This is a genomic window from Hydrogenophaga crocea, assembly GCF_011388215.1.
GTDB classification, from domain to species: Bacteria; Pseudomonadota; Gammaproteobacteria; order Burkholderiales; family Burkholderiaceae_C; genus Hydrogenophaga; species Hydrogenophaga crocea.
Map to the genome: position 1 here is coordinate 3,932,249 of NZ_CP049989.1, position 20,256 is coordinate 3,952,504.

The 20,256-nt window shown below is 71.1% G+C and carries 22 protein-coding genes and 3 tRNA genes; 14 read left to right on the forward strand and 11 right to left on the reverse strand.

The genetic code is table 11. From position 1 onward, the window contains the following. Nucleotides 1-10 precede the first annotated feature (10 nt). Both G9Q37_RS18675 and G9Q37_RS18680 read right to left on the reverse strand, forming a co-directional pair. Nucleotides 11-673, reverse strand: coding sequence for a glutathione S-transferase family protein (locus G9Q37_RS18675; protein ID WP_166229635.1), 663 nt, complete (start codon nucleotides 671-673; stop codon nucleotides 11-13). Nucleotides 674-725: 52 nt separating this feature from the next. Then, on the reverse strand, nucleotides 726-1,616 hold the full coding sequence (locus tag G9Q37_RS18680; protein WP_166229637.1) for a LysR family transcriptional regulator: 891 nt from the start codon (nucleotides 1,614-1,616) through the stop codon (nucleotides 726-728). Between the two features lie 89 nt (nucleotides 1,617-1,705). On the opposite strand from G9Q37_RS18680, the gene G9Q37_RS18685 reads away from it, so the two are divergent. After that, entirely contained in the window at nucleotides 1,706-2,863 is a 1,158-nt protein-coding gene (locus G9Q37_RS18685; protein WP_166229639.1) for an Acg family FMN-binding oxidoreductase, read from the forward strand. 15 nt (nucleotides 2,864-2,878) lie between these two features. On the opposite strand, the gene G9Q37_RS18690 is transcribed toward G9Q37_RS18685, so the two are convergent. From G9Q37_RS18690 to apaG, 8 genes are all read right to left on the reverse strand, one after another. Then, entirely contained in the window at nucleotides 2,879-4,024 is a 1,146-nt protein-coding gene (locus tag G9Q37_RS18690) for a DNA alkylation repair protein (RefSeq protein ID WP_166229641.1), read from the reverse strand. Nucleotides 4,025-4,030: 6 nt separating this feature from the next. Continuing rightward, on the reverse strand, nucleotides 4,031-4,513 hold the full coding sequence (locus G9Q37_RS18695; protein ID WP_166229643.1) for a CinA family protein: 483 nt from the start codon (nucleotides 4,511-4,513) through the stop codon (nucleotides 4,031-4,033). 16 nt (nucleotides 4,514-4,529) lie between these two features. Next, nucleotides 4,530-5,039, reverse strand: coding sequence for a phosphatidylglycerophosphatase A family protein (locus G9Q37_RS18700; RefSeq protein ID WP_166229645.1), 510 nt, complete (start codon nucleotides 5,037-5,039; stop codon nucleotides 4,530-4,532). A 34-nt stretch (nucleotides 5,040-5,073) separates the two neighbouring features. Further along, on the reverse strand, nucleotides 5,074-5,712 hold the full coding sequence (locus G9Q37_RS18705) for a hypothetical protein (RefSeq protein ID WP_166229647.1): 639 nt from the start codon (nucleotides 5,710-5,712) through the stop codon (nucleotides 5,074-5,076). 9 nt (nucleotides 5,713-5,721) lie between these two features. Further along, nucleotides 5,722-6,282, reverse strand: a complete 561-nt coding sequence (locus tag G9Q37_RS18710; protein ID WP_166229649.1) for a hypothetical protein — start codon at nucleotides 6,280-6,282, stop codon at nucleotides 5,722-5,724. A gap of 153 nt (nucleotides 6,283-6,435) precedes the next feature. Further along, nucleotides 6,436-7,404: a thiamine-phosphate kinase gene (gene thiL / locus G9Q37_RS18715; RefSeq protein WP_166229651.1), complete on the reverse strand. Its 969-nt coding sequence runs from the start codon at nucleotides 7,402-7,404 to the stop codon at nucleotides 6,436-6,438. A gap of 8 nt (nucleotides 7,405-7,412) precedes the next feature. Further along, the gene (locus G9Q37_RS18720; RefSeq protein WP_420810321.1) at nucleotides 7,413-9,383 is read right to left on the reverse strand and encodes a site-specific recombinase; all 1,971 of its coding nucleotides are present in this window, start codon (nucleotides 9,381-9,383) and stop codon (nucleotides 7,413-7,415) included. Between the two features lie 20 nt (nucleotides 9,384-9,403). After that, complete coding sequence (gene apaG / locus G9Q37_RS18725) at nucleotides 9,404-9,799, reverse strand: Co2+/Mg2+ efflux protein ApaG (protein ID WP_166229655.1); 396 nt, start codon at nucleotides 9,797-9,799, stop codon at nucleotides 9,404-9,406. A 90-nt stretch (nucleotides 9,800-9,889) separates the two neighbouring features. Between apaG and rpe the strand changes: the two genes are divergently transcribed. After that, the gene (rpe, locus tag G9Q37_RS18730; protein WP_166229657.1) at nucleotides 9,890-10,567 is read left to right on the forward strand and encodes a ribulose-phosphate 3-epimerase; all 678 of its coding nucleotides are present in this window, start codon (nucleotides 9,890-9,892) and stop codon (nucleotides 10,565-10,567) included. Next, entirely contained in the window at nucleotides 10,564-11,235 is a 672-nt protein-coding gene (gene gph / locus G9Q37_RS18735; RefSeq protein WP_166229659.1) for a phosphoglycolate phosphatase, read from the forward strand. The genes rpe and gph overlap by 4 nt, the downstream gene beginning before the upstream one ends. Before the next feature lie 6 nt (nucleotides 11,236-11,241). Here gph and G9Q37_RS18740 read toward each other — a convergent pair whose 3' ends face one another. Further along, nucleotides 11,242-11,850: a chalcone isomerase family protein gene (locus tag G9Q37_RS18740; protein ID WP_166229661.1), complete on the reverse strand. Its 609-nt coding sequence runs from the start codon at nucleotides 11,848-11,850 to the stop codon at nucleotides 11,242-11,244. 387 nt (nucleotides 11,851-12,237) lie between these two features. Between G9Q37_RS18740 and trpE the strand changes: the two genes are divergently transcribed. The 11 genes from trpE to tuf all read left to right on the forward strand — a co-directional run bounded on the left by trpE (nucleotide 12,238) and on the right by tuf (nucleotide 20,248). Continuing rightward, a complete protein-coding gene (gene trpE / locus G9Q37_RS18745; protein WP_166229663.1) occupies nucleotides 12,238-13,737 on the forward strand; it encodes an anthranilate synthase component I in 1,500 nt (499 codons plus the stop codon). After that, nucleotides 13,734-14,327 carry an anthranilate synthase component II gene (locus G9Q37_RS18750; RefSeq protein ID WP_205710676.1) on the forward strand — a complete coding sequence of 198 codons (594 nt, stop codon included), beginning with the start codon at nucleotides 13,734-13,736 and terminating at the stop codon, nucleotides 14,325-14,327. Before trpE ends, G9Q37_RS18750 begins: the two co-directional genes overlap by 4 nt. After that, nucleotides 14,324-15,400 (forward strand): low-specificity L-threonine aldolase, encoded by a 1,077-nt coding sequence (ltaE, locus tag G9Q37_RS18755; RefSeq protein ID WP_166229665.1) that lies wholly within the window; start codon nucleotides 14,324-14,326, stop codon nucleotides 15,398-15,400. The genes G9Q37_RS18750 and ltaE overlap by 4 nt, the downstream gene beginning before the upstream one ends. 13 nt (nucleotides 15,401-15,413) lie before the next feature. Continuing rightward, on the forward strand, nucleotides 15,414-16,070 hold the full coding sequence (locus tag G9Q37_RS18760) for a LysE family translocator (protein ID WP_166229667.1): 657 nt from the start codon (nucleotides 15,414-15,416) through the stop codon (nucleotides 16,068-16,070). An 11-nt stretch (nucleotides 16,071-16,081) separates the two neighbouring features. Continuing rightward, on the forward strand, nucleotides 16,082-17,131 hold the full coding sequence (gene trpD / locus G9Q37_RS18765; protein ID WP_166229669.1) for an anthranilate phosphoribosyltransferase: 1,050 nt from the start codon (nucleotides 16,082-16,084) through the stop codon (nucleotides 17,129-17,131). Nucleotides 17,132-17,141: 10 nt separating this feature from the next. Further along, nucleotides 17,142-17,942, forward strand: a complete 801-nt coding sequence (gene trpC, locus G9Q37_RS18770; protein WP_166229671.1) for an indole-3-glycerol phosphate synthase TrpC — start codon at nucleotides 17,142-17,144, stop codon at nucleotides 17,940-17,942. Further along, a complete protein-coding gene (locus G9Q37_RS18775; protein ID WP_166229673.1) occupies nucleotides 17,939-18,628 on the forward strand; it encodes a uracil-DNA glycosylase in 690 nt (229 codons plus the stop codon). Before trpC ends, G9Q37_RS18775 begins: the two co-directional genes overlap by 4 nt. Before the next feature lie 56 nt (nucleotides 18,629-18,684). Next, nucleotides 18,685-18,770, forward strand: a tRNA-Tyr gene (locus G9Q37_RS18780). 29 nt (nucleotides 18,771-18,799) lie between these two features. Beyond that, nucleotides 18,800-18,873: transfer RNA gene (locus G9Q37_RS18785), tRNA-Gly, on the forward strand. 57 nt (nucleotides 18,874-18,930) lie between these two features. Then, a tRNA-Thr gene (locus G9Q37_RS18790) sits at nucleotides 18,931-19,005 on the forward strand. A gap of 52 nt (nucleotides 19,006-19,057) precedes the next feature. After that, nucleotides 19,058-20,248 carry an elongation factor Tu gene (gene tuf, locus G9Q37_RS18795; protein ID WP_166228711.1) on the forward strand — a complete coding sequence of 397 codons (1,191 nt, stop codon included), beginning with the start codon at nucleotides 19,058-19,060 and terminating at the stop codon, nucleotides 20,246-20,248. The last annotated feature ends 8 nt before the right edge of the window (nucleotides 20,249-20,256 follow it).

The following is a 20,256-nucleotide window of genomic DNA, read 5'->3' on the forward strand; positions in this document are numbered from 1 at the left end:
GCGCGCCGCTTCAGCCCAGCAGCTCGAACGGGCCGCCCTTGTCGATCGCGCGGTGGTAGGCCGGGCGGTCGTGGATGCGCTGCAGCCAGTCCATCAGGCGCGGGCGGCTGTTGTCGAGGCCGCCGCGCGCGGCCGCGGCCTCGATCGGGAAGCTCATCTGCACGTCGGCCGCGCTGAAGGCCGGGCCCGCGAACCACGGTGAGCTGGCGAGCTCGGCCTCGAGGAAGTCGAGGTGGGTGCGCAGGTTGGGCGTGATGAAGCGCCCTTTCACCGTGGCCGAGATGGCCTTGGCCACGGGGCGCACGATCAGGGGCGCTTTCTCCACCTGATCGAACACCAGCTTGAGCAGCAGCGGCGGCATCAGCGAGCCCTCGGCGTAATGCATCCAGTAGCGGTAGCGCTGGAACTCGGGCGTGCCCGGTTCAGGGCGCAGCTGCGGGCCGTGGCGCTCCACCAGGGTTTCGATGATCGCGCCCGATTCGGCCAGCACCAGGGGGCCGTCGGTGACCACGGGCGACTTGCCGAGCGGGTGCACCTTCTTGAGCTCGGGCGGAGCGAGCATGGTCTTGGGGTCGCGCTCGTAGCGCACGATCTCATAGGGCAGGCCCAGCTCTTCGAGCAGCCAGAGCACGCGCTGCGAGCGCGAGTGGTTGAGGTGGTGGACGCGGATCATGGGTATGGCCTGCTCGGGTTGGGTGGTGTGCCCGCAGTATGCCGCGCCGGCCTCAGGCCAGGGCCTCGGGCAGGGCGTTCGCGAGCAGGTCCCACACCGCGCGGATGCGCGGGTTGCTGCGGATCTCGCGGTGCACCACGAGCCACACGGGCAGTGGCGGGATCGGCAGACCAGGCAGCACCTGCACCAGGCCGGGCCGCTGGCGCGCCGCGTAGCGCGCGATGAAGCCGATGCCCAGGCCCGCGGCCACCAGGGCCTCGCCGGCCATGAGGTCGTCGGTGCGCAGGGCGAAGTGCTCGCGCCCGACCGCCAGCCCCATCTGCGCGAAGCCGCGCAGGATGTCGGTCTGCCGGTCGTTGCCGATCAGCTCGTGTTGCAGCAGGTCGGCGGGCTGGCGCGGCGTGCCGCGCCGGCGCAGGTAGTCCTGGTGGGCGTAGGCGCCCAGGCCCACCTGGCCCACGCGGCGGCTCACGAGCGAGCCCTGGTCGGGCCGCACCATGCGGATCGCGATGTCGGCCTCGCGCTGCAGCAGGTTGCTCACCGCGTTGCTCACCACCAGTTCGACCTGGATGTCGGGCCACTGCAGCCGCAGGCCTTGCAGGATGGGCGGCAGCAGCACGCAGGCGACGGGCTGGCTGGCGCTGATGCGCACCGTGCCGGGCAGCACGCGCTGCGCGCCACTGGCCTGGCGCCCGAGCTGGTCGGCCGCCGCCGCCATGGCGCGCGCGGCGTCGGCCAGGCGGGTCGCGTCGGGCGTGGGCAGCAGGCCGCGGCCGGTGCGCTCGAACAGCGTCAGGCCCAGTTGCGCTTCGAGTTCGGCGATGTGCCGGCCCAGCGTGGGCTGGTGCATGTCCAGCGCGCGGGCGGCGCCCATCAGGCTGCCCTGGTCGAGCGCCGCCAGGAACGAGCGGATCAGTGTCCAGTTGAAGTTGGCCTCATTCATGGATGCATGGCTGATATCCCTATTCATGGAATTGTGAATGGGTGAGCGGCTCACCACAATCCGGCTCACCGCATCAACAGGAGCCTTTCATGGACCGCCGTTCCCTCTTGCGCATCGCTGGTGGTGGCGCCATCGCCGCCGCGCTCGCCCCGGTCGCGGGCTGCAGCAGTGCGCTGCCCCCGCAGGCCCTGGCCGCCTGGCGTGGCCCGGGCGACGAGCCCGATGTGCGGCGCTGGATCCTCGCCCACGCCATCCTGGCGCCGCATTCGCACAACCTGCAGAGCTGGCTGGTGGACCTCTCGGTGCCCGACCAGATCACGCTGCGCATCGACCGCGAACGCCTGCTGCCGCAGACCGACCCCCTGTCGCGCCAGATGATGATGAGCCAGGGGACCTTCATCGAACTGCTCGACCAGGCCGCGCGCGAAAAGGGCCTGCGCGCGGACATCGCCCTGTTTCCCGACGGCGTGTTCGGCCCTGCCGCGGTCGACGACCGGCCGATCGCCCGCATCCGGCTGATTCCCGATGCCGGCGTGCGCCGCGACCCGCTGTTCGCGCAGGTGTTCCTGCGCCGCACCAACCGCGAGGCCTACGCCCCCCAGGTGCCGAGCGCCGAGTCGCAGCGGGCCATCGGGCAGGCCAGTGCGGGGCAGGGGATGCGCGTGGGTTTCGTGACGAGCGATGAGCCGGCGCTCATCGCGCAGCACCGGCGCATCGCGCTCGAGGCCTGGCGCATCGAACTTACCACGCCGCGCACGCTGCTCGAGTCGTACCGGGTGCTGCGCATCGGCCCGAAGGAGATCGCGGCGCACCGCGACGGCATTTCGCTCAACGACCCGCTGGTGCGTGCGCTGACCCAGGTGGGCCTGTTCGACCGCAGCGTGGCGCCCGCGCCGGGCGACCGCACGATCACGCGCCAGATCGACGACTTCGGCGCCCGCCTGACGGCCACGCCGGCCTTCTACTGGCTGATCACCGAGGGCAACGACCGGATCACGCAGGTCAATGCCGGCCGCGCCTGGGTGCGCGCCCAGCTCGCGGCCACGGCCCAGGGCCTGTCCATGCAACCCATTTCGCAGGCCCTGCAGGAGTTCCCCGAGGTGCAGGCGCCTTACCGCGAGATCCACGACCTGCTGGGTGCGCCGGCGCCGCGCCACACGGTGCAGATGTGGGCCCGCCTGGGGCAGGGGCCGGCCATCGGGCCCGCCCCGCGGCGCGGCGTGGATGCCCACCTGCGCGCCGCCTGAAGCGGCCGCCGCAGCTCAGGCCGTGAGCTCGAACGCGGCGCTGGCCACGGCCACGCCGTTGACCAGCAGGTCCACCGCGTGGCGGCCCGGGTACAGGCGCCGCGTGGTGACCTCGCGCAGCGAATGCGATTTCTGCAGCGCGCGGACTTCGCCGGGCGCGAGCTCGAGCTTCCAGCCCTTGAACACCTTGGGCGCGCTCGCGCCGTTGGCCTTCACGTGGTGCACCGCGTAGTCGACCACCAGGGTCTGCGGCGCGCGCGCGTTGCTGCGCAGCGTGGCCTGGAGCGCCACCGCGCCGCCCACGGCCACGCGCGCCGGGGCGATGGCCAGCGTGGCCTCGCCCTGCAGCCCCTGCGACAGCCCCCAGGCCGCGAGCGTGGGCGCGTGGCCGGCCTTGATGAGGCCGCGGCTCGCATGGCGCAGCAGCGCCTCGCGCTGCGCGCCGGCGCGCGCGCGGTGCTCGCGCACCCACTCGGCCACCAGCCCGGGGTGGTCCTTGGCGATGTCGTTGAGGTGGTTGGCCACGCTGCGGCGCACGTAGGCGCTGGGGTCGTCCTGCAGCGCGCGCAGCAGCGGCAGCGTGGGTGAAGGGTCGATCACCAGGGCCTGCAGCCGCAGGCCCCAGGGCAGGCGCGGGCGGCTGCCCTCGCTCGCGAGCCGGCGCACGTGCGCGCTGGGGTCGCGCGTCCAGCGCTGCAGCACGGGCCACACGGCCTCGGGCTGCTGGTGGATGAAGGGCCGGATGGCGAACTCGCCCGTGAAGCGCTGGGTGATCGCGTGCAGGCACTGCAGCGCGCGCTCGGGCTGGGCCTGGCCCTGGCGCGCCACCCATTCACCGGTGCCCCAGAGCGCCCAGCCCGCGATGCCCTCGGGGTGCAGCGCGCCCTGCAGGCCCACGGGTTCGCCGTCGGCGTCGATGGCCAGCGGCGGCGCAAGCGCGGCCTCGATCAGCCCGCAGGCGCGGTCGAAGTCGTCGGGCAGCGTGGCCTGCAGCGCGTCGGCCCAGCGCAGCGCGCGGGCCTTGAACTCGAGCGCGTCCAGGCCCTCGCTCACCAGCGCCTCGAAGCGCGGTGCGTCGAAGCCGCGCCAGTGGCGGCGCAGGTGCAGCGCGGCGTGGCGCGCGGTGGCGGGGTTGATGAGGTTCTTGAACGGCTCGGCCATGGCGGCTCAGGGCAGGCGCTGCAGCAGGCCCGCGAGCGCGTGCGCCACCGTGGCGCGGCGCACCGCGGCGCGGTCGCCGTCGAAGCGCTGGCGCTCGGTGAACACGCCGGCCGGCGTGCACCAGCCGAACCACACCGTGCCCACCGGCTTCTCGGGCGAGCCGCCGGTGGGGCCGGCCACACCGGTGACGGCCACTGCGCAACGCGCGGCCGAGCGCTCGACCGCGCCGCGCGCCATGGCGCGCGCCACCGGCTCGCTCACCGCGCCGTGCGCGGCGATGAGTTCGGCCGGCACGCCGAGCAGCTCGGTCTTGGCCAGGTTCGAGTAGCTCACGAAGCCGCGCTCGAACCAGTCGCTGGAGCCGCTGAGATCGGTGCAGGCGCCCGCGATCAGGCCGCCGGTGCAGCTCTCGGCGGTGGCCATCATCCAGTTGCGCTCGCGCAGGCGCGCCGACAGGGCGTCGAGGGTGGCGGGCAGGGTGTCTTGCATGGGTGGGCCGCTCGGGTCAGAAGCGCCAGAGCGCGATCACGAGCAGCGTGCACAGCGCGGCCGCGAAGTCGTCGAGCAGGATGCCGAAGCCGCCGCGCGGGCCGAAGCCCTTGAAGGTCTGGTCGGCCCAGGCCATGGGCCCGACCTTGACCGCGTCGAACAGCCGGAACAGCGCGAAGGCCGCGAGCTGGGCCCAGAAGCCCGCGGGCGCGATCAGCCAGAGCACGAGCCAGAAGGCGACCACCTCGTCCCACACGATGTGGCCCGAGTCGGCCACGCCCAGGTGCTGTGCGGTGACGGTGCAGGCCCACCAGCCGATCAGCGTGGCGACCGCGAGCAGCAGGCCCCATGCGGGGTGCGGCACCACGGGTTCGAGCGCCAGCCAGGCCACCCAGGCCCACAGCGTGCCCGCGGTGCCGGGCGCCACGCGCGCCAGGCCCGCGCCCGCGCCGAGCGCGATGAAGTGGGCGGGGTGGGCGAAGAGGAAGCGCCAGGTGGGGCGGGCGAGCGGGGCGGCGGAGGGCATGCGTGGATGATAGGGGCGCACCCCCCGCCAGCGCTCAGTGCGGCGCGCCCTCGGCGGTGGGCAGGGCGGCCGTGGACCAGCGGCGCAGCGTGTCGGCCTGTTCCTGGATCGCCTTGACCATGCGCGTGAGCGCGTCCTGCGCGGCGCGCTTGGACGACAGCGAGAAATCGCTCTTGAACTCGTCGAACTCGGCGCGGCCCTCGCCCTGCACGCGCACCGTGGTGATGGTGCGCGTGCCCTTGCTGTCGCGGAACGCGAATTCGAGCGTGACGGTGAACACCGTGGGCGGCCAGGTGAACAGGCTGGGCGAGTACGAGGTGGTGGTGATCTCGGGCGTGACGACGACGGTGGCCGGATCGGTGCCCACGCGCGGGTCGCTCAGGCTGCTGGCAAGGCTGGCGCGCGTGAAGACCTCGCCGAGCGCGATGTACATGCCGGTCTGCAGGTCCTTGTAGGGCTTGTAGCTCACCTTGTCGCCACCGCCGCCGGGCGTGACCACCTCTTGCGCGAGCTGGGCGTCGCTCACCACCAGCACCACGGGGCGGTCGATCTTCTGGCCGCCGCCCTTGCCCATGAGCTGGGCGGGATCGGGCGTGAGCTGGATGGGGTGGGCGCAGCCGCCGAGCACGAACAGCACGGCCAGGGCGAAGAGGGCAAGCAGGCGGGAGGGCATGGGGGGTCCTTATTGCAGGGCGGCGATGAAGGCGGGGTCGGCCCAGAGCTTGCCGATCAGCTGTTGCACGAGCACGGGGTATTGCTGCACCGCGCGCGGGATGGCCACGGCGCCGACGAAGGAGGAATCCCAGGTGGCTTCGGCGCGTTTGACGGCCTCGTAGCGCGTCTGCCCGGCGCGCTTGACCACGAAGCTGGCCTCGATGTGGCCGCTGTTGGTGGAGAAGCCGCCGGCCGCGATGTCGTTGCTCAGCAGCTGGCCGCTGATCTCGAGCGGCGAGGCCGGATCGAGCTTGCCCGCGAGCTGCAGTTCCACGCGCAGGGCCTCGGCCAGGTAGGCCGCGTAGTCGTTGCCCACGGGCGAGGTCATGGGGCTGCCGCGCAGGCCGATGCTGTTGCCGCCCGTGGCGCCCGGCTTCACGCTGAAGCTGCCCAGCGCCGCCGGCCGGATGCCGCTGTTGCGCGCGCGCTCGATGCCGCTGGCGTCGGGCGAATAGGCGGGCGCATTGAGGGCGCAGCCGTGCAGCAGGGCGACCAGCAGCACGAGCACGAGGGACGCGAGTCGGGTCATGGGAAGGCGCATGGTGTGAGGCCTCGGAAGGTTGGGGGCGGGACGGCGCAGCCATCGTAGACGAGCGCACCCGTTGGCGAAGCCTCGGCCTGCGCGGGTGTTGCCCGCCATCGACACCGGCAGGCACCTGCGCGACAGCCGCCCCGCGGCGCGTCAGTCGGCCGCGAAGTGGTCGAAGCCGCGCGTGCGCAGCGGCACGGCCTGGCGCTGCGCATCGAGCACGCGCAGCCCCGGCGCCGCCGTGATGCGGCCGATGCGCGTCACCGCCACGCCGGTCTGTGCGCCCGCTGCGCGCACGGCGGCGTGCGCGGCCGGGTCGGCGGTGAACAGCAGCTCGTAGTCGTCGCCGCCCGCGAGCAGGCAGTCGAGCCGGTGCGGCCGGTCCAGCGCCTGCAGCGCGGGCGCCACGGGCAGCGCGTCGGCCTCGATCTCGGCGCCCACGCCGCTGGCTTCGAGGATGTGGCCGATGTCGCCCGCCAGGCCGTCGCTCACGTCGAGCGCGGCGTGCACGCCCGGGGTCGCGGCCAGGGCCTGGCCGAGCGCGAGGCGCGGCGTGGGGCGGTCCATGCGGTCGGCCACCGCGGCCAGTTCGCCGCGCGCCCAGGCTTCGCCGCGGCGCAGCGCGAGCGCCAGCCGCGCCTCGCCGGTGCGGCCGCTGAGCCAGAGCTCGTCGCCCGCGCGCGCGGCATTGCGGCGCAGCGCCTGGCCGGGGCGCCGTTCGCCGAACACGGTGATGCACAGGTTGAGCGGGCCGCGCGTGGTGTCGCCGCCCACCAGCGGGCAGGCGTGCGCGTCGGCCAGCGCGAACAGGCCGCGCGCGAAGGCCGCGAGCCAGGCCTCGTCGGCCGCGGGCAGCGCGAGCGCCAGCGTGAAGCCCAGCGGCCGCGCGCCCATGGCCGCGAGGTCCGACAGGTTCACCGCCAGCGCCTTGTGGCCCAGCGCCTCGGGCTCGGCGCCGGCGAAGAAGTGCCGGCCTTCGACCAGCATGTCGGTGCTGATGGCGAGCAGGTGGCCCGGCGTGGGCCGCAGCAGCGCGCAGTCGTCGCCCACGCCGAGCACCACCGCTTCGGGCGCCGGCGCGGGGCGCGTGAAGTGGCGCGCGATGAGTTCGAACTCGCCCATGCGCGGCCTCAGGCCGCGCTGGCGGCCGGGGGCACGCGCGGCGGCACCAGGAAGGACAGCGGCGCGGCGCGCAGCCGGCGGCGGATGGCCGCGCCGATCACCTGGCGGTTGGTGGTGCTGACCGCCTGCGCCTGCAGCGCGAGGCGGAACGCGAGGTAGAAGCTCACCGTGAGGTTGAGCGGGCCGATGAACAGCACCGAGGCCGCGGCCCACCAGAACTCGGGCATGCGCAGCACCTCCAGGCCGATGGCGAAGCCGGCCGCGGTGAGCTGGCCCGCCGACAGGGTGACGTGGCGCACGTCCAGCCCCAGGCCGAAGAACTGCGCGAAGGCCGGCACCAGGCCGAGCATGAAACCCAGCGAGATGTTGGCCGCCAGGCCCGACATGTTGGTGCGCAGCCAGGCGGCCCAGCGCGCCGCGCGCGCGCGGCCGAGCACGCGCGTGAAGCGCGGGTTGTGGGCGATCGCCGAGTCGAGGTTGTGCAGCACGAACCAGTTCTCCACCCAGCCCGCGACGATGCTGCTGGCGAACAGCAGCACGCCGGTGAAGGCCGCGAAGAACAGCGTGGGGCCGAGCAGGTGCAGGTCGTGCATCACGTGCATGGCCTTCTCGGGGCCGATGATGGCTTCGCCGCGGAAGAACTGCAGCAGCGCGCTGATCAGCAGCACGGTGGGAATGACCATGCCGATGTTGCCCAGGATGGCCGCGATCTGCGAGCGGAACAGGTGGGCGATCTCGTCGACGAAACGCCGCACCGCGCCCGTGGCCTTGATGTCCTTGAGCTTGGCGACCATGGCCGGCGCGGTGACCGCGGGCTGCTTGGTGGCCACGGTCCAGTGCAGCAGCATCACGAGCACGAAGCAGGCCGCGTAGTTGAAGCCGGCCGCGAAGCCGCCCCAGAAGGCCGACAGGCCCAGGCCGTAGAGCGCGAACTTGATCCAGGTGGTGAAGGCGATGATGAAGCCGCCGCCCGCGGCCTTGCCCAGCATTTCCTTGTACTCGGCGGCGTTGCGCGTGATGTAGTGCTCGCCGCTCTCGGCGCTGCGCTCGGCCACCTTGGCCGCCGTGAGGTGCGAGCTGCTCGCGATGAGCGCGCGCAGGCTGCGGTTTTCGATGCCGACCTGCGCGAGGTCGCCGAGCAGCGCGGCGTTGGCGCGGCCCGATTCGCTCGCGAGCAGGCAGTCGAGCAACTGCTTGATGCGCACGATGCGCTCGCGCAGCTGGCGCAGCCGGAACACGATGCCCACCGAAATGCCGTGCTCTTCGAGGTGGTGGTAGACCGAGTAGGCCGCGTGGCGGCAGGCATCGAGCTGCTCGCGCAGGCGCTCGGCGGCCTGCGCGGCCTCTTCGCTGCGCGGGCCGTGCACGCGCACCTCGCGGCGCAGCGCTTCGAAGGTCGAGGGCAGTTCGTGGAAAGGCCGCGCGGCGCGCGCCTCGTCGGACATGCGGATGCGGATCTCGGCCGCGAAGCCGGTGGCGCTGACCTGGCTCACGCAGCAGGTGAGGGCGTCCATCAGCGCGTCGTTCCACACCGGCTCGGCCTGCCCGGGCAGCGTGGCGCCCAGGCGCTGCAGCGTGGTGGTGTCCAGGGCCTTGATCCAGCGCACGTCGAAGCGCGAGGGCAGCAGCAGCGAGAACAGGTCGGCGAGGTCGCGCGTTTCGGGCGTGCCGGGCAGCAGCTTGCGGCGCAGCCGGTGGCCGAATTCGCTCAGGAAGGCGGTGCGCGGGGCGAAGCCGAAATCGGCCAGCAGGGGCGTGAGGTCGACCGTGGCGATGAAGGCGCGCAGCCAGCGGTGCCAACGCTCGCGCAGCGCCGGGTCGGCTTCCAGCGCCGAGACGAAGGCGCGCACGCGCTCGACGCTGGTCGCCACCTCGGCCGCGTCGCCGCGCACCCAGGCCAGGGCGTCCATGAGCCAGAGGTGGCGCTGGGCCAGCGGGGCCTCGGGCGCGAGGGTGTCGAGCAGCTGCTGCAGGTCCATGCGGGGCATCGGCCGGGCGCTCAGTGCAGCACGCGCGGCGGGGCGTCCATGCCGCCGTCGGCGCGCAGCGCGAACTCGGGCACCGGCGATTCGAAGCGCTCGCCGTCCTCGCCCACGCAGAAGAAGCTGCCGCGCATGCTGCCGGTGGGCGTGCGCAGCCGCGTGCCGCTGGTGTACTGGAACGACTCGCCGGGGCGCAGCAGCGGCTGGTGGCCCACCACGCCCAGGCCCTTCACCTCTTCGGTCTGGCCATGGGCGTCTTCGATGATCCAGTGGCGCGCGATCAGCTGGGCCGTGACCTCGCCGGCGTTGGTGATGGTGATGGTGTACGCGAAGGCGTAGAGGTCTTCCTCGGGCGCGGACTGCTCGCTGAGGTACTGGGGCTCCGCCTCGCAGGTGAAGAGGTGCTTGGGCATGGGCGGCATGTTACCTGCGGCCCGCCTTTCCGAGCCCGGCCTGAGACAATGCGCGCCGAGTCCGAACCCCGCTGCCCGAACCGCCCCGCCATGACCACCTTCCGCATCGCCCCGTCCATCCTCTCGGCCGACTTCGCCCGCCTGGGCGAGGAGGTCCGCCACGTCGTCGCCGCGGGCGCCGACTGGATCCACTTCGACGTGATGGACAACCATTACGTGCCCAACCTCACCTTCGGCCCCATGGTGTGCCAGGCGCTCAAGCCGCACGCGAAGAAGCCCGACGGCACGCCGGCCCCGATCGACGTGCACCTGATGGTGCAGCCCGTGGACGCGCTGGCCCAGGCCTTCGCCGACGCCGGCGCCGACCTCATCAGCTTCCACCCCGATGCGAGCACCCACGTGCACCGCAGCGTGCAGGCCATCAAGGCGCGCGGCCTCAAGGCCGGCCTCACCTTCAATCCCGGCGCGCCGCTCGACGTGCTCGACTGGCTGATCGACGACATCGACCTGATCCTGATCATGAGCGTGAACCCGGGCTTCGGCGGCCAGGGCTTCATCGACTCGGCGCTGCGCAAGATCGAGCAGGCGCGCAAGCGCATCGAGGCCAGCGGCAAGGACATCCGCCTCGAGGTCGACGGCGGCATCAAGCCCGACAACATCCGCCGCGTGGCCGACGCGGGCGCCGACACCTTCGTGGCCGGCAGCGCGATCTTCGGCAAGCCCGACTACAAGGCCGTGATCGACCAGATGCGCGCGGCGCTCGGATGATCGGGCGCATCCAGGCCCTCATGGTCGACCTCGACGGCACGATGGTCGACACGCTCGGTGACTTCGACGCCGCCCTCAACCGCACCCTGGCCGACCTCGCGCGCCCCCCGGTGGCACGCGCCGACATCGAGCGCATGGTGGGCAAGGGCTCGATGCACCTGATCCGCTCGGCACTGCAGCACGGCGGGCTCGACGCCGAGGCCGCGCAGTCGCTGCTCGATCGGGCCTGGGCCCGCTACCAGGCGCACTACCAGGCGGTCAACGGCCAGCACAGCGCGGTCTACCCGGGCGTGGCCGAAGGCCTGGCGGCGCTGGCCGCGCGCGGGCTGCCGCTGGCCTGCCTCACCAACAAGCCGCTGGCCTTCGCGCGCGAGCTGCTGGCGCGCAAGGGCCTGGCCGGGCACTTCCGGCACGTGTTCGGCGGCGACAGCTTCGCGCGCAGCAAGCCCGACCCGCTGCCGCTGATCGAGACCTGCCGCGCGCTGGGCACCGCGCCTGCGAACACGCTGATGGTGGGCGATTCGCTCAACGACGCGCAGGCCGCGCGCGCCGCCGGCTGCCCGGTGGTGCTGGTGCGCTACGGCTACAACCACGGCGAGCCGATCGCACACGCCCCGCACGACCGGCTCATCGATTCGCTGGCCGAGCTCGATGCGCTGATCGCCTGAACGCGCTCAGGGCTGCTTCTTGCCCACGCCCAGCAGCGCGTCCTTGAGCTGCCAGTCGGCCGGCTTGGGGCCGAGCCAGATGCGCAGCAGCGCATCGTAGAACTCGGGCTCCTTGAAGGGCTCGCCCTCGACCTGGCCGCGCACGGTGAGCACCGTGCCGGTGCCGGGCAGCCAGTCGACGGTGAAGGTGTCGCCCTTGTTGAGCTTCTTGTGGGCGGCAAAGATCTGGCTCATGCGCAGCACGCCCGGGATCAGCTTGGAAAACGCCGCGCGGTCCATGTTGTCCTCGATGCCGCGCGAGAACAGCTTGCCGAGCTCGGTGGCGTCGATGTCGCGCAGCATGGTGATGGTGATGCGCTTGGGCCCGGCCGTGCCCAGCACGCCCTCGGTCGTGGTGGCCTTGGCCGTCAGGTAGAGCCCGGCCGTGTAGACCTGGAACACCGCCTTGTAGCGAACACCCGCGCCGTTGAGCACCAGCGGACTGCCGCCCACCGTGGCGCGATCCTGCAGCGTCACGCCGGCGAGCTCCACGGGGGCGGCCAGCGCGGGCAGGCTGGCGAGCAGCGCGCCGCCAAGGACCAGCGCGCGCAGCGGGGAGAGGGGGTTGGGCACCATGATCGGATTCGCCTCCAGAAGTGAACGGTCGTTCGATTTCCTGCATTGTCCCGGCGCCTTGCGGGCTTGACCAGCGGGTAAGGCCCGAGGCGCGCGCGGTGGTGAACGGGCTTATCGGCCTGTCGCGGTGCTTTGTTATAGTGCGCCACCATGTTTCGTCCCTGCACGCTCACCCTCGGCTCGCAGCCGCGCCATTTCGGCGGGGGAGCCTGGCCCTGGCGCAAGCCAGCCTGAACGTGCACACCTCCCCCCGCGGGGACCGGCCGGGCGCCTGAGCGCCGCGCTTCTCCGCAACGCCCCCCGGCAGCGCGCCTGCCGGACCGACAGGAACCCCCGGCCCACCCGCTGCGCGCAGCGCCTCCGTGGCCCCGGACGGATGGAACGAACATGATCACCGAACTCGAATTCAAGAGCCTCACCCAGCAGGGCTACAACCGCATCCCGCTGATGCTCGAGGCCTTCGCCGACCTCGAAACCCCGCTCTCCCTGTACCTCAAGCTCGCGCACGGCCGCGGCGACGGCCGCCACAGCTTCCTGCTCGAATCGGTGGTGGGCGGCGAGCGCTTCGGCCGCTACAGCTTCATCGGCCTGCCCGCGCGCACCCTGCTGCGCGCCAGCGGCTTCGGTGCCGACGCGAAGACCGAGGTGGTGCGCGACGGCGAGGTGGTGGAGACGAACCGCGGCAACCCGCTCGACTTCATCGCCGCCTACCAGCAGCGCTTCAAGGTGGCGCTGCGGCCCGGCCTGCCGCGCTTTTGCGGCGGCCTGGCGGGCTATTTCGGCTACGACGCGGTGCGCCACATCGAGAAGAAGCTCGAGCACAGCTGCCCGCCCGACACCCTGGGCTGCCCCGACATCCTGCTGCTGCAGTGCGAGGAGCTCGCGGTCATCGACAACCTGTCGGGCAAGCTCTACCTCATCGTCTACGCCGACCCGGGCCAGCCCGAGGCCTACAGCAACGCCAAGAAGCGGCTGCGCGAGCTCAAGGAGTCGCTCAAGTATTCGGTGAGCGCGCCGCAGGTGAAGGCCACGCAGGCGCACCCGGCCGAGCGCGGCTTTGCCAAGGCCGACTACCTGGCCGCGGTGGAGCGCGCCAAGGAGCTCATCGCCGCGGGCGACTTCATGCAGGTGCAGGTGGGTCAGCGCATCCAGAAGCGCTACACCGAGTCGCCGCTGTCGCTGTACCGCGCGCTGCGCTCGCTCAACCCCTCGCCCTACATGTACTACTACCACTTCGGCGACTTCCACGTGGTGGGGGCGAGCCCGGAGATCCTGGTGCGCCAGGAGCACACCGACGAGGGGCAGAAGGTGACGATACGGCCGCTCGCGGGCACGCGCCCGCGCGGCGCCACGCCCGAGAAAGACAAGGCCACCGAGGTCGAACTCGTCAACGACCCCAAGGAGCGCGCCGAGCACGTGATGCTGATCGACCTCGCGCGCAACGACATCGGCCGCATCGCGAAGACCGGCAGCGTGAAGGTGACCGAGGCCTTCGTGGTCGAGCGCTACAGCCACGTGATGCACATCGTGAGCAACGTCGAGGGCATCCTCAACGACGGCATGACCAACATGGACGTGCTCAAGGCCACCTTCCCCGCGGGCACGCTCACGGGCGCGCCCAAGGTGCACGCCATGGAGCTCATCGACCGGCTCGAGCCGGTCAAGCGCGGCATCTACGGCGGCGCCTGCGGCTACCTGAGCTACGCGGGCGACATGGACGTGGCGATCGCCATCCGCACCGCGATCGTGAAGGACCAGACGCTGTACGTGCAGGCCGCGGCCGGCGTGGTCGCCGACTCGGTGCCCGAGATGGAGTGGCGCGAAACGGAGCACAAGGCGCGCGCGCTGCTGCGCGCGGCCGAACTGGTCGAGGAGGGTCTGGAATGAGCGCGATCAAGGTCCTGATGGTGGACAACTACGACTCGTTCACCTTCAACATCGTGCAGTACCTGGGCGAGCTCGGCGCCGAGGTGACCGTGCTGCGCAACGACGAGGTCACGGTCGATGAACTGCAGGCCCGGCTCGACGCCGGCCGCATGGATCGGCTGGTGATCTCGCCCGGCCCGTGCTCGCCGGCCGAGGCCGGCATCTCGGTGCCGGCCATCCGCCACTTCGCGGGCAAGCTGCCCATCCTCGGCGTGTGCCTGGGCCACCAGAGCATCGGCGCGGCCTTCGGCGGCACCATCGTGCGCGCGCAGCAGCTCATGCACGGCAAGACCAGCGAGATCACCACCACGCAGCGCGGCGTGTTCGCGGGCCTGCCCGAGCGCTTCACCGTGAACCGCTACCACTCGCTCGCGATCCGCCGCGCCGACTGCCCGGCCGAGCTCGAGGTGACGGCCTGGACCGACGACGGCGAGATCATGGGCGTGAAGCACAAGAGCCTGGCCATCGAAGGCGTGCAGTTCCACCCCGAGAGCATCCTCACCGAACACGGCCACGCCATGCTGCGCAACTTCCTGGAGCAGGTCGCATGAACACCGTCGACCTGCGCAGCGACACCGTCACCCAGCCCACCGCCGCCATGCGCGAGGCCATGATGGCCGCGCCGCTGGGCGACGACGTGTTCGGCGACGACCCCTCGGTGAACGCGCTGCAGGAGCAGATCGCTGCGCTCACCGGCAAGGAGGCCGCGCTGTTCATGAGCAGCGGCACCCAGAGCAACCTCTGCGGCATGATGGCCCACTGCGGTCGCGGCGACGAATACATCGTGGGCCAGAACGCCCACACCTACCGCTACGAAGGCGGCGGCGCTGCGGTGCTGGGCAGCATCCAGCCGCAGCCGCTCGCGCAGGACGCGCAAGGCCTCATGAAGCCCGCCGATGTCGAGGCCGCGATCAAGCCCGACGACCCGCACTTCGCGCGCACGCGGCTGCTCTGCCTGGAGAACACCTGGAACGGGCACGTGATGCCCGAGGCCTACCTGCGCGAGATGACCGCGCTTGCGCGCCGACACGGCCTGACGGTGCACCTGGACGGCGCGCGCGTGTTCAACGCGGCCGTGCACAACGCAGGCCCGGGCGGTGACCCGTTCGCGGCGCTGCGCGCCATCACCGACCTGTTCGACAGCGTGTCCGTGTGTTTCAGCAAGGGCCTGGGCGCGCCCGTGGGCTCGGCGCTGTGCGGCCCGCGCGAATTCATCGAGCGCGCGCGCCGCTGGCGCAAGATGGTGGGTGGCGGCCTGCGCCAGGCCGGCCTGCTCGCGGCCGCGGCCTCGCACGCGCTCGACCACCACGTGCACCGTCTGGCCGACGACCACGCGCTCGCGCAGCGCCTGGCGCACGGCCTGGCGGGCATCGACGGCCTGAGCGTGCGCTCGGCGCAGACCAACATCGTGTTCGTCGACGTGGCCGGCGGCCGCGGCCCCGACCTGCTCGCGCACCTGCAGCGCGACGGCGTGCTCGCCACCGGCCTGATCGGTGTGCGCTTCGTGACCCACCTGGGCGTGGACGCGCCCGGCATCGACCGCGCCATCGCGAGCGCGCGCGCGTTCTTCGACCAGGCCGAGCCCCAAGGCGCCGCGCAGGCGCGCGGCCCCGCCGTCTACTGAGCCGGAGCGCGCCATGCCCGAACTGCCGCAACTGCTCCTGTTCATCGCGGCCGGCTGGCTGCTCAACCTCACGCCCGGGCCCGATGTGCTCTACATCGTGAGCCACGGCCTGCGCAGCGGTGCGCGCGCGGGCACTGCGGCCGCGCTGGGCATCGTGGCCGGCTGCTTCGTGCACGTGTTCGCCGCCGCCGCGGGCCTGAGCGCGCTGCTCGCCACCTCGGCCACCGCGTTCACCCTGGTGAAGTGGGTCGGCGCCGCCTACCTGCTGTGGATGGGTGTGAAGTTGCTGTTCTCGCGCGGTGGACGGCTCGACCTGGGCGCTGCCGCTGCGCCCGAGGCCACCGCGCGCCTCGACCTCTGGGCCATCTGGCGCCGCGGCTTCCTCACCAACGTGCTCAATCCCAAGGTGGCGCTGTTCTTCCTGGCCTTCGTGCCGCAGTTCATCCGGCCCGACGCCGCACACCCCGCGCTCGCCTTTCTGTGGCTCGGCGTGCTGTTCAACCTGAATTCGTTGCCGATCAACCTCGGCTACGCCTGGCTCGCGGCCTGGGCCGCGCGGCGCGTGCACGCGTTGCAGCGCGCCATGGGTTGGATGGACCGCGCCGCCGGTCTGATGTTCATCGGCTTCGGCCTGCGCCTGGCGCTCGCCGATCACCCCACGAAACCTTGAGGAGACTTCGCATGGTCCAACGCATCCACCACATCACGCCGCAGGAGGCCCTGCAGCGCACCATCGAGCACCGCGAGATCTTCCACGACGAGATGCTGCACCTCATGCGCCTCATCATGGGCGGCGAGATGTCGCCCGTGATGATGGCCGCGCTCATCACCGGCCTGCGCGTGAAGAAGGAAACCATCGGCGAGATCACTGCGGCCGCGCAGGTGATGCGCGAGTTCTCGACCAAGGTGCACGTGGCCGACAAAACCCACCTGGTCGACATCGTGGGCACGGGCGGCGACGGCTCGCACACCTTCAACATCTCGACCTGCAGCATGTTCGTGGCCGCGGCCGCGGGCGCGCGCGTGAGCAAGCACGGCGGGCGCAGCGTGTCGAGCAAGAGCGGCAGCGCCGACGTGCTCGAAAGCCTGGGCGTGAACATCAACCTGACGCCCGAGCAGATCGCGCGCTGCATCGAGCAGGTGGGCGTGGGCTTCATGTTCGCGCCGAATCACCACCCGGCCATGAAGAACGTCGCGCCGGTGCGGCGCGAGCTGGGCATCAAGACCATCTTCAACATCCTGGGGCCGCTCACCAACCCGGCCTCGGCGCCCAACATCCTCATGGGTGTGTTCCACCCCGACCTCGTGGGCATCCAGGTGCGCGCGCTGCAGCGCCTGGGCGCGGAGCATGCGCTCGTGGTGTACGGCCGCGACGGCATGGACGAGGTCTCGCTGGGCGCGGCCACCATGGTGGGCGAGCTGCGCAACGGCGAGATCGTCGAATACGAGATCCACCCCGAGGACTTCGGCATGACCATGGCGGGCAGCCGAGCGCTGCGCGTGGAAACGCCCGAGGCCTCACGCGCCATGCTGCTCGGCGTGCTCGAACGCCGCGACGACCCGGCCCTGAAGGCCGCGAGCGAGATCGTGGTGCTCAACGCGGGCGTGGCGCTGTACGCGGCCAACGTCGCCACCGACATCGGGGCGGGCATTGCGCTGGCGCGCCGCACGCTCGAATCGGGCGCGGCCCTGGCCAAGCTCGAGCAGCTCAAGGCCTTCGCGGCCGCGTGAAGGAGCGGGCATGAGCGACATCCTGAACAAGATCGTGGCCACCAAGCGCGAGGAAGTGGCCGCCGCGAAGAAGAAGAAACCGCTCGAGGTGGTGCGGGCCGATGCCGAGAGTCGTGTGCTCACGCGCGACTTCGTGGGCGCGCTGCGCGCCAAGATCGCGGCGGGCCAGGCCGCGGTGATCGCCGAGGTCAAGAAGGCCAGCCCGAGCAAGGGCGTGCTGCGCGAGAACTTCATTCCCGCCGACATCGCGCAGAGCTACGCCGATGGCGACGGCAAGGTCAGCGCGGCCTGCCTGTCGGTGCTCACCGACCGCCAGTACTTCCAGGGCTCACCCGATTTCCTCAAGCAGGCGCGCGCGAGCTGTGACCTGCCCGTGCTGCGAAAGGATTTCCTGGTCGACGCCTACCAGGTCTATGAGGCGCGCGCGATGGGCGCCGACGCCATCCTGCTGATCGCGGCCTGCCTCGACGACGCGCAGATGGCCGAGTTCGAGGCCATCGCGCGCTCGCTCGACATGGCGGTGCTGGTCGAGGTGCACGATGGCGACGAACTGCAGCGCGCGCTCAAGCTCAAGACACCGCTGGTGGGCGTGAACAACCGCAACCTGCGCACCTTCGAGGTCTCGCTCGACACCACGCTGGGCCTGCTGCCCGAGCTGCCGGCCGACCGGCTGCTCGTGACCGAGTCGGGCATTCTCACGCGCGCCGACGTGCAGACCCTGCGCGCGGCCGGCGTGAACGCCTTTCTGGTGGGCGAGGCCTTCATGCGCGCCGACGAGCCCGGCATGGCGCTGGCCGAACTGTTCGCATGAGGCTGACGCACGCGGATCCCGCGCGCTGGCCGGTGGCCCCGGGCTGGGCGCCCGAGGTGGGCGCCTTCTTCGCCTCGCCGCGCGGCCAGGCGCTCACGCACTTCCTGCGGCAGCGGCTGCAGCAGGGCGCCACCATCTACCCGCCCGAGCCGTTGAGGGCCCTCGCGCTCACGCCGCCCGAGGCGGTGCGCGTGGTCATCCTGGGCCAGGACCCGTACCACGGCCCGGGTCAGGCCGAGGGGCTGGCGTTCTCCGTGGCGCCCGGTGTGCCCTTTCCGCCCAGCCTGCGCAACATCTTCGTCGAGCGCCAGCGCGATCTGGGGCTGCAACCGCCCCTGAGCGGCTCGCTCAGGCCCTGGGCCCAACAAGGCGTTTTGCTGCTCAACACCTGTCTCACGGTCGAAGACGGAAAGCCCGCCAGCCATGCCGGTCAGGGTTGGGAAGCGCTCACTGATGCGATCATCGCCCGGGTGGCCGGGCAGCCAACGCCCACCGCTTTTCTGCTCTGGGGCGCGCACGCCCAGAAGAAGGCCGCGCTCGTTGGCGGCCAGCACCGCGTCTTCATGGCCAACCACCCCTCGCCCTTGTCGGCACGCCGCGGGCCTGTGCCTTTCATCGGCTGCGGGCATTTCGGCCTGGTCAACCAGTGGCTGGCGGGGCAGGGACGGCCCGCGATCGATTGGTAACGTGCGGGATCTGGCCGACCGACATTTTTCCATGGCATAATCGTCGGCTGCGCTACGGAGGGGTGCCCGAGTGGCTAAAGGGGGCAGACTGTAAATCTGTTGGCTTACGCCTACGCTGGTTCGAATCCAGCCTCCTCCACCAAGCGCGATCCGAATGGCATGTCAGCCCGGGCGGGAGTAGTTCAATGGTAGAACCCCAGCCTTCCAAGCTGATGACGCGGGTTCGATTCCCGTCTCCCGCTCCATGCCGGCCGGGTGTTGTTTGAATGGTTTTCGAGCATCGGGCGCGTGCCCGGTGCTTCGCCCATGTGGCTCAGTGGTAGAGCACTCCCTTGGTAAGGGAGAGGTCGCGGGTCCGATTCCCGCCATGGGCACCAGTTGCTTGATCGTTGATCGGTATTTCGGCAATTTCGTTTTTGGAGCTGAAAAATGGCAAAAGAGAAATTCGAGCGGACCAAGCCGCACGTGAACGTGGGCACGATTGGTCACGTGGACCACGGCAAGACGACGCTGACGGCGGCGATCACGACGGTGCTGGCGGCCAAGTTCGGTGGTGCTGCCAAGGCGTACGACCAGATCGACGCGGCTCCGGAAGAAAAAGCGCGCGGCATCACGATCAACACCGCGCACGTGGAATACGAGACGGCCAACCGCCACTACGCGCACGTGGACTGCCCGGGCCACGCCGACTACGTGAAGAACATGATCACCGGCGCCGCCCAGATGGACGGCGCGATCCTGGTGTGCTCGGCCGCTGACGGCCCGATGCCCCAGACCCGCGAGCACATCCTGCTGGCGCGTCAGGTGGGCGTGCCTTACATCATCGTGTTCCTGAACAAGTGCGACATGGTCGACGACGCCGAGCTGCTCGAGCTCGTCGAGATGGAAGTGCGCGAACTGCTGAGCAAGTACGACTTCCCTGGCGACGACACCCCGATCGTGAAGGGCTCGGCCAAGCTGGCGCTCGAGGGCGACAAGGGCGACCTCGGCGAGCAGGCCATCATGCGCCTGGCCGACGCGCTGGACAGCTACATCCCCACCCCGGAGCGTGCCGTGGACGGCGCCTTCCTGATGCCGGTGGAAGACGTGTTCTCGATCTCGGGCCGCGGCACCGTGGTGACCGGCCGTATCGAGCGTGGCGTGATCAAGGTCGGCGAAGAAATCGAGATCGTGGGTATTGCGGCGACGCAAAAGACCACCTGCACGGGCGTGGAGATGTTCCGCAAGCTGCTCGACCAGGGTCAGGCCGGCGACAACGTGGGTATCCTGCTGCGCGGCACCAAGCGCGAAGAAGTGCAGCGCGGCCAGGTGCTGTGCAAGCCGGGCTCGATCAAGCCGCACACGCACTTCACGGGTGAGGTGTACGTGCTGAGCAAGGACGAGGGCGGCCGTCACACGCCGTTCTTCAACAACTACCGTCCGCAGTTCTACTTCCGCACGACCGACGTCACGGGCTCGATCGAGCTGCCCAAGGACAAAGAGATGGTCATGCCTGGCGACAACGTGTCGATCACCGTCAAGCTGATCGCGCCCATCGCCATGGAAGAAGGCCTGCGCTTTGCTATCCGCGAAGGCGGCCGCACCGTCGGCGCCGGCGTCGTGGCCAAGATCATCGAGTAATCGCCTGG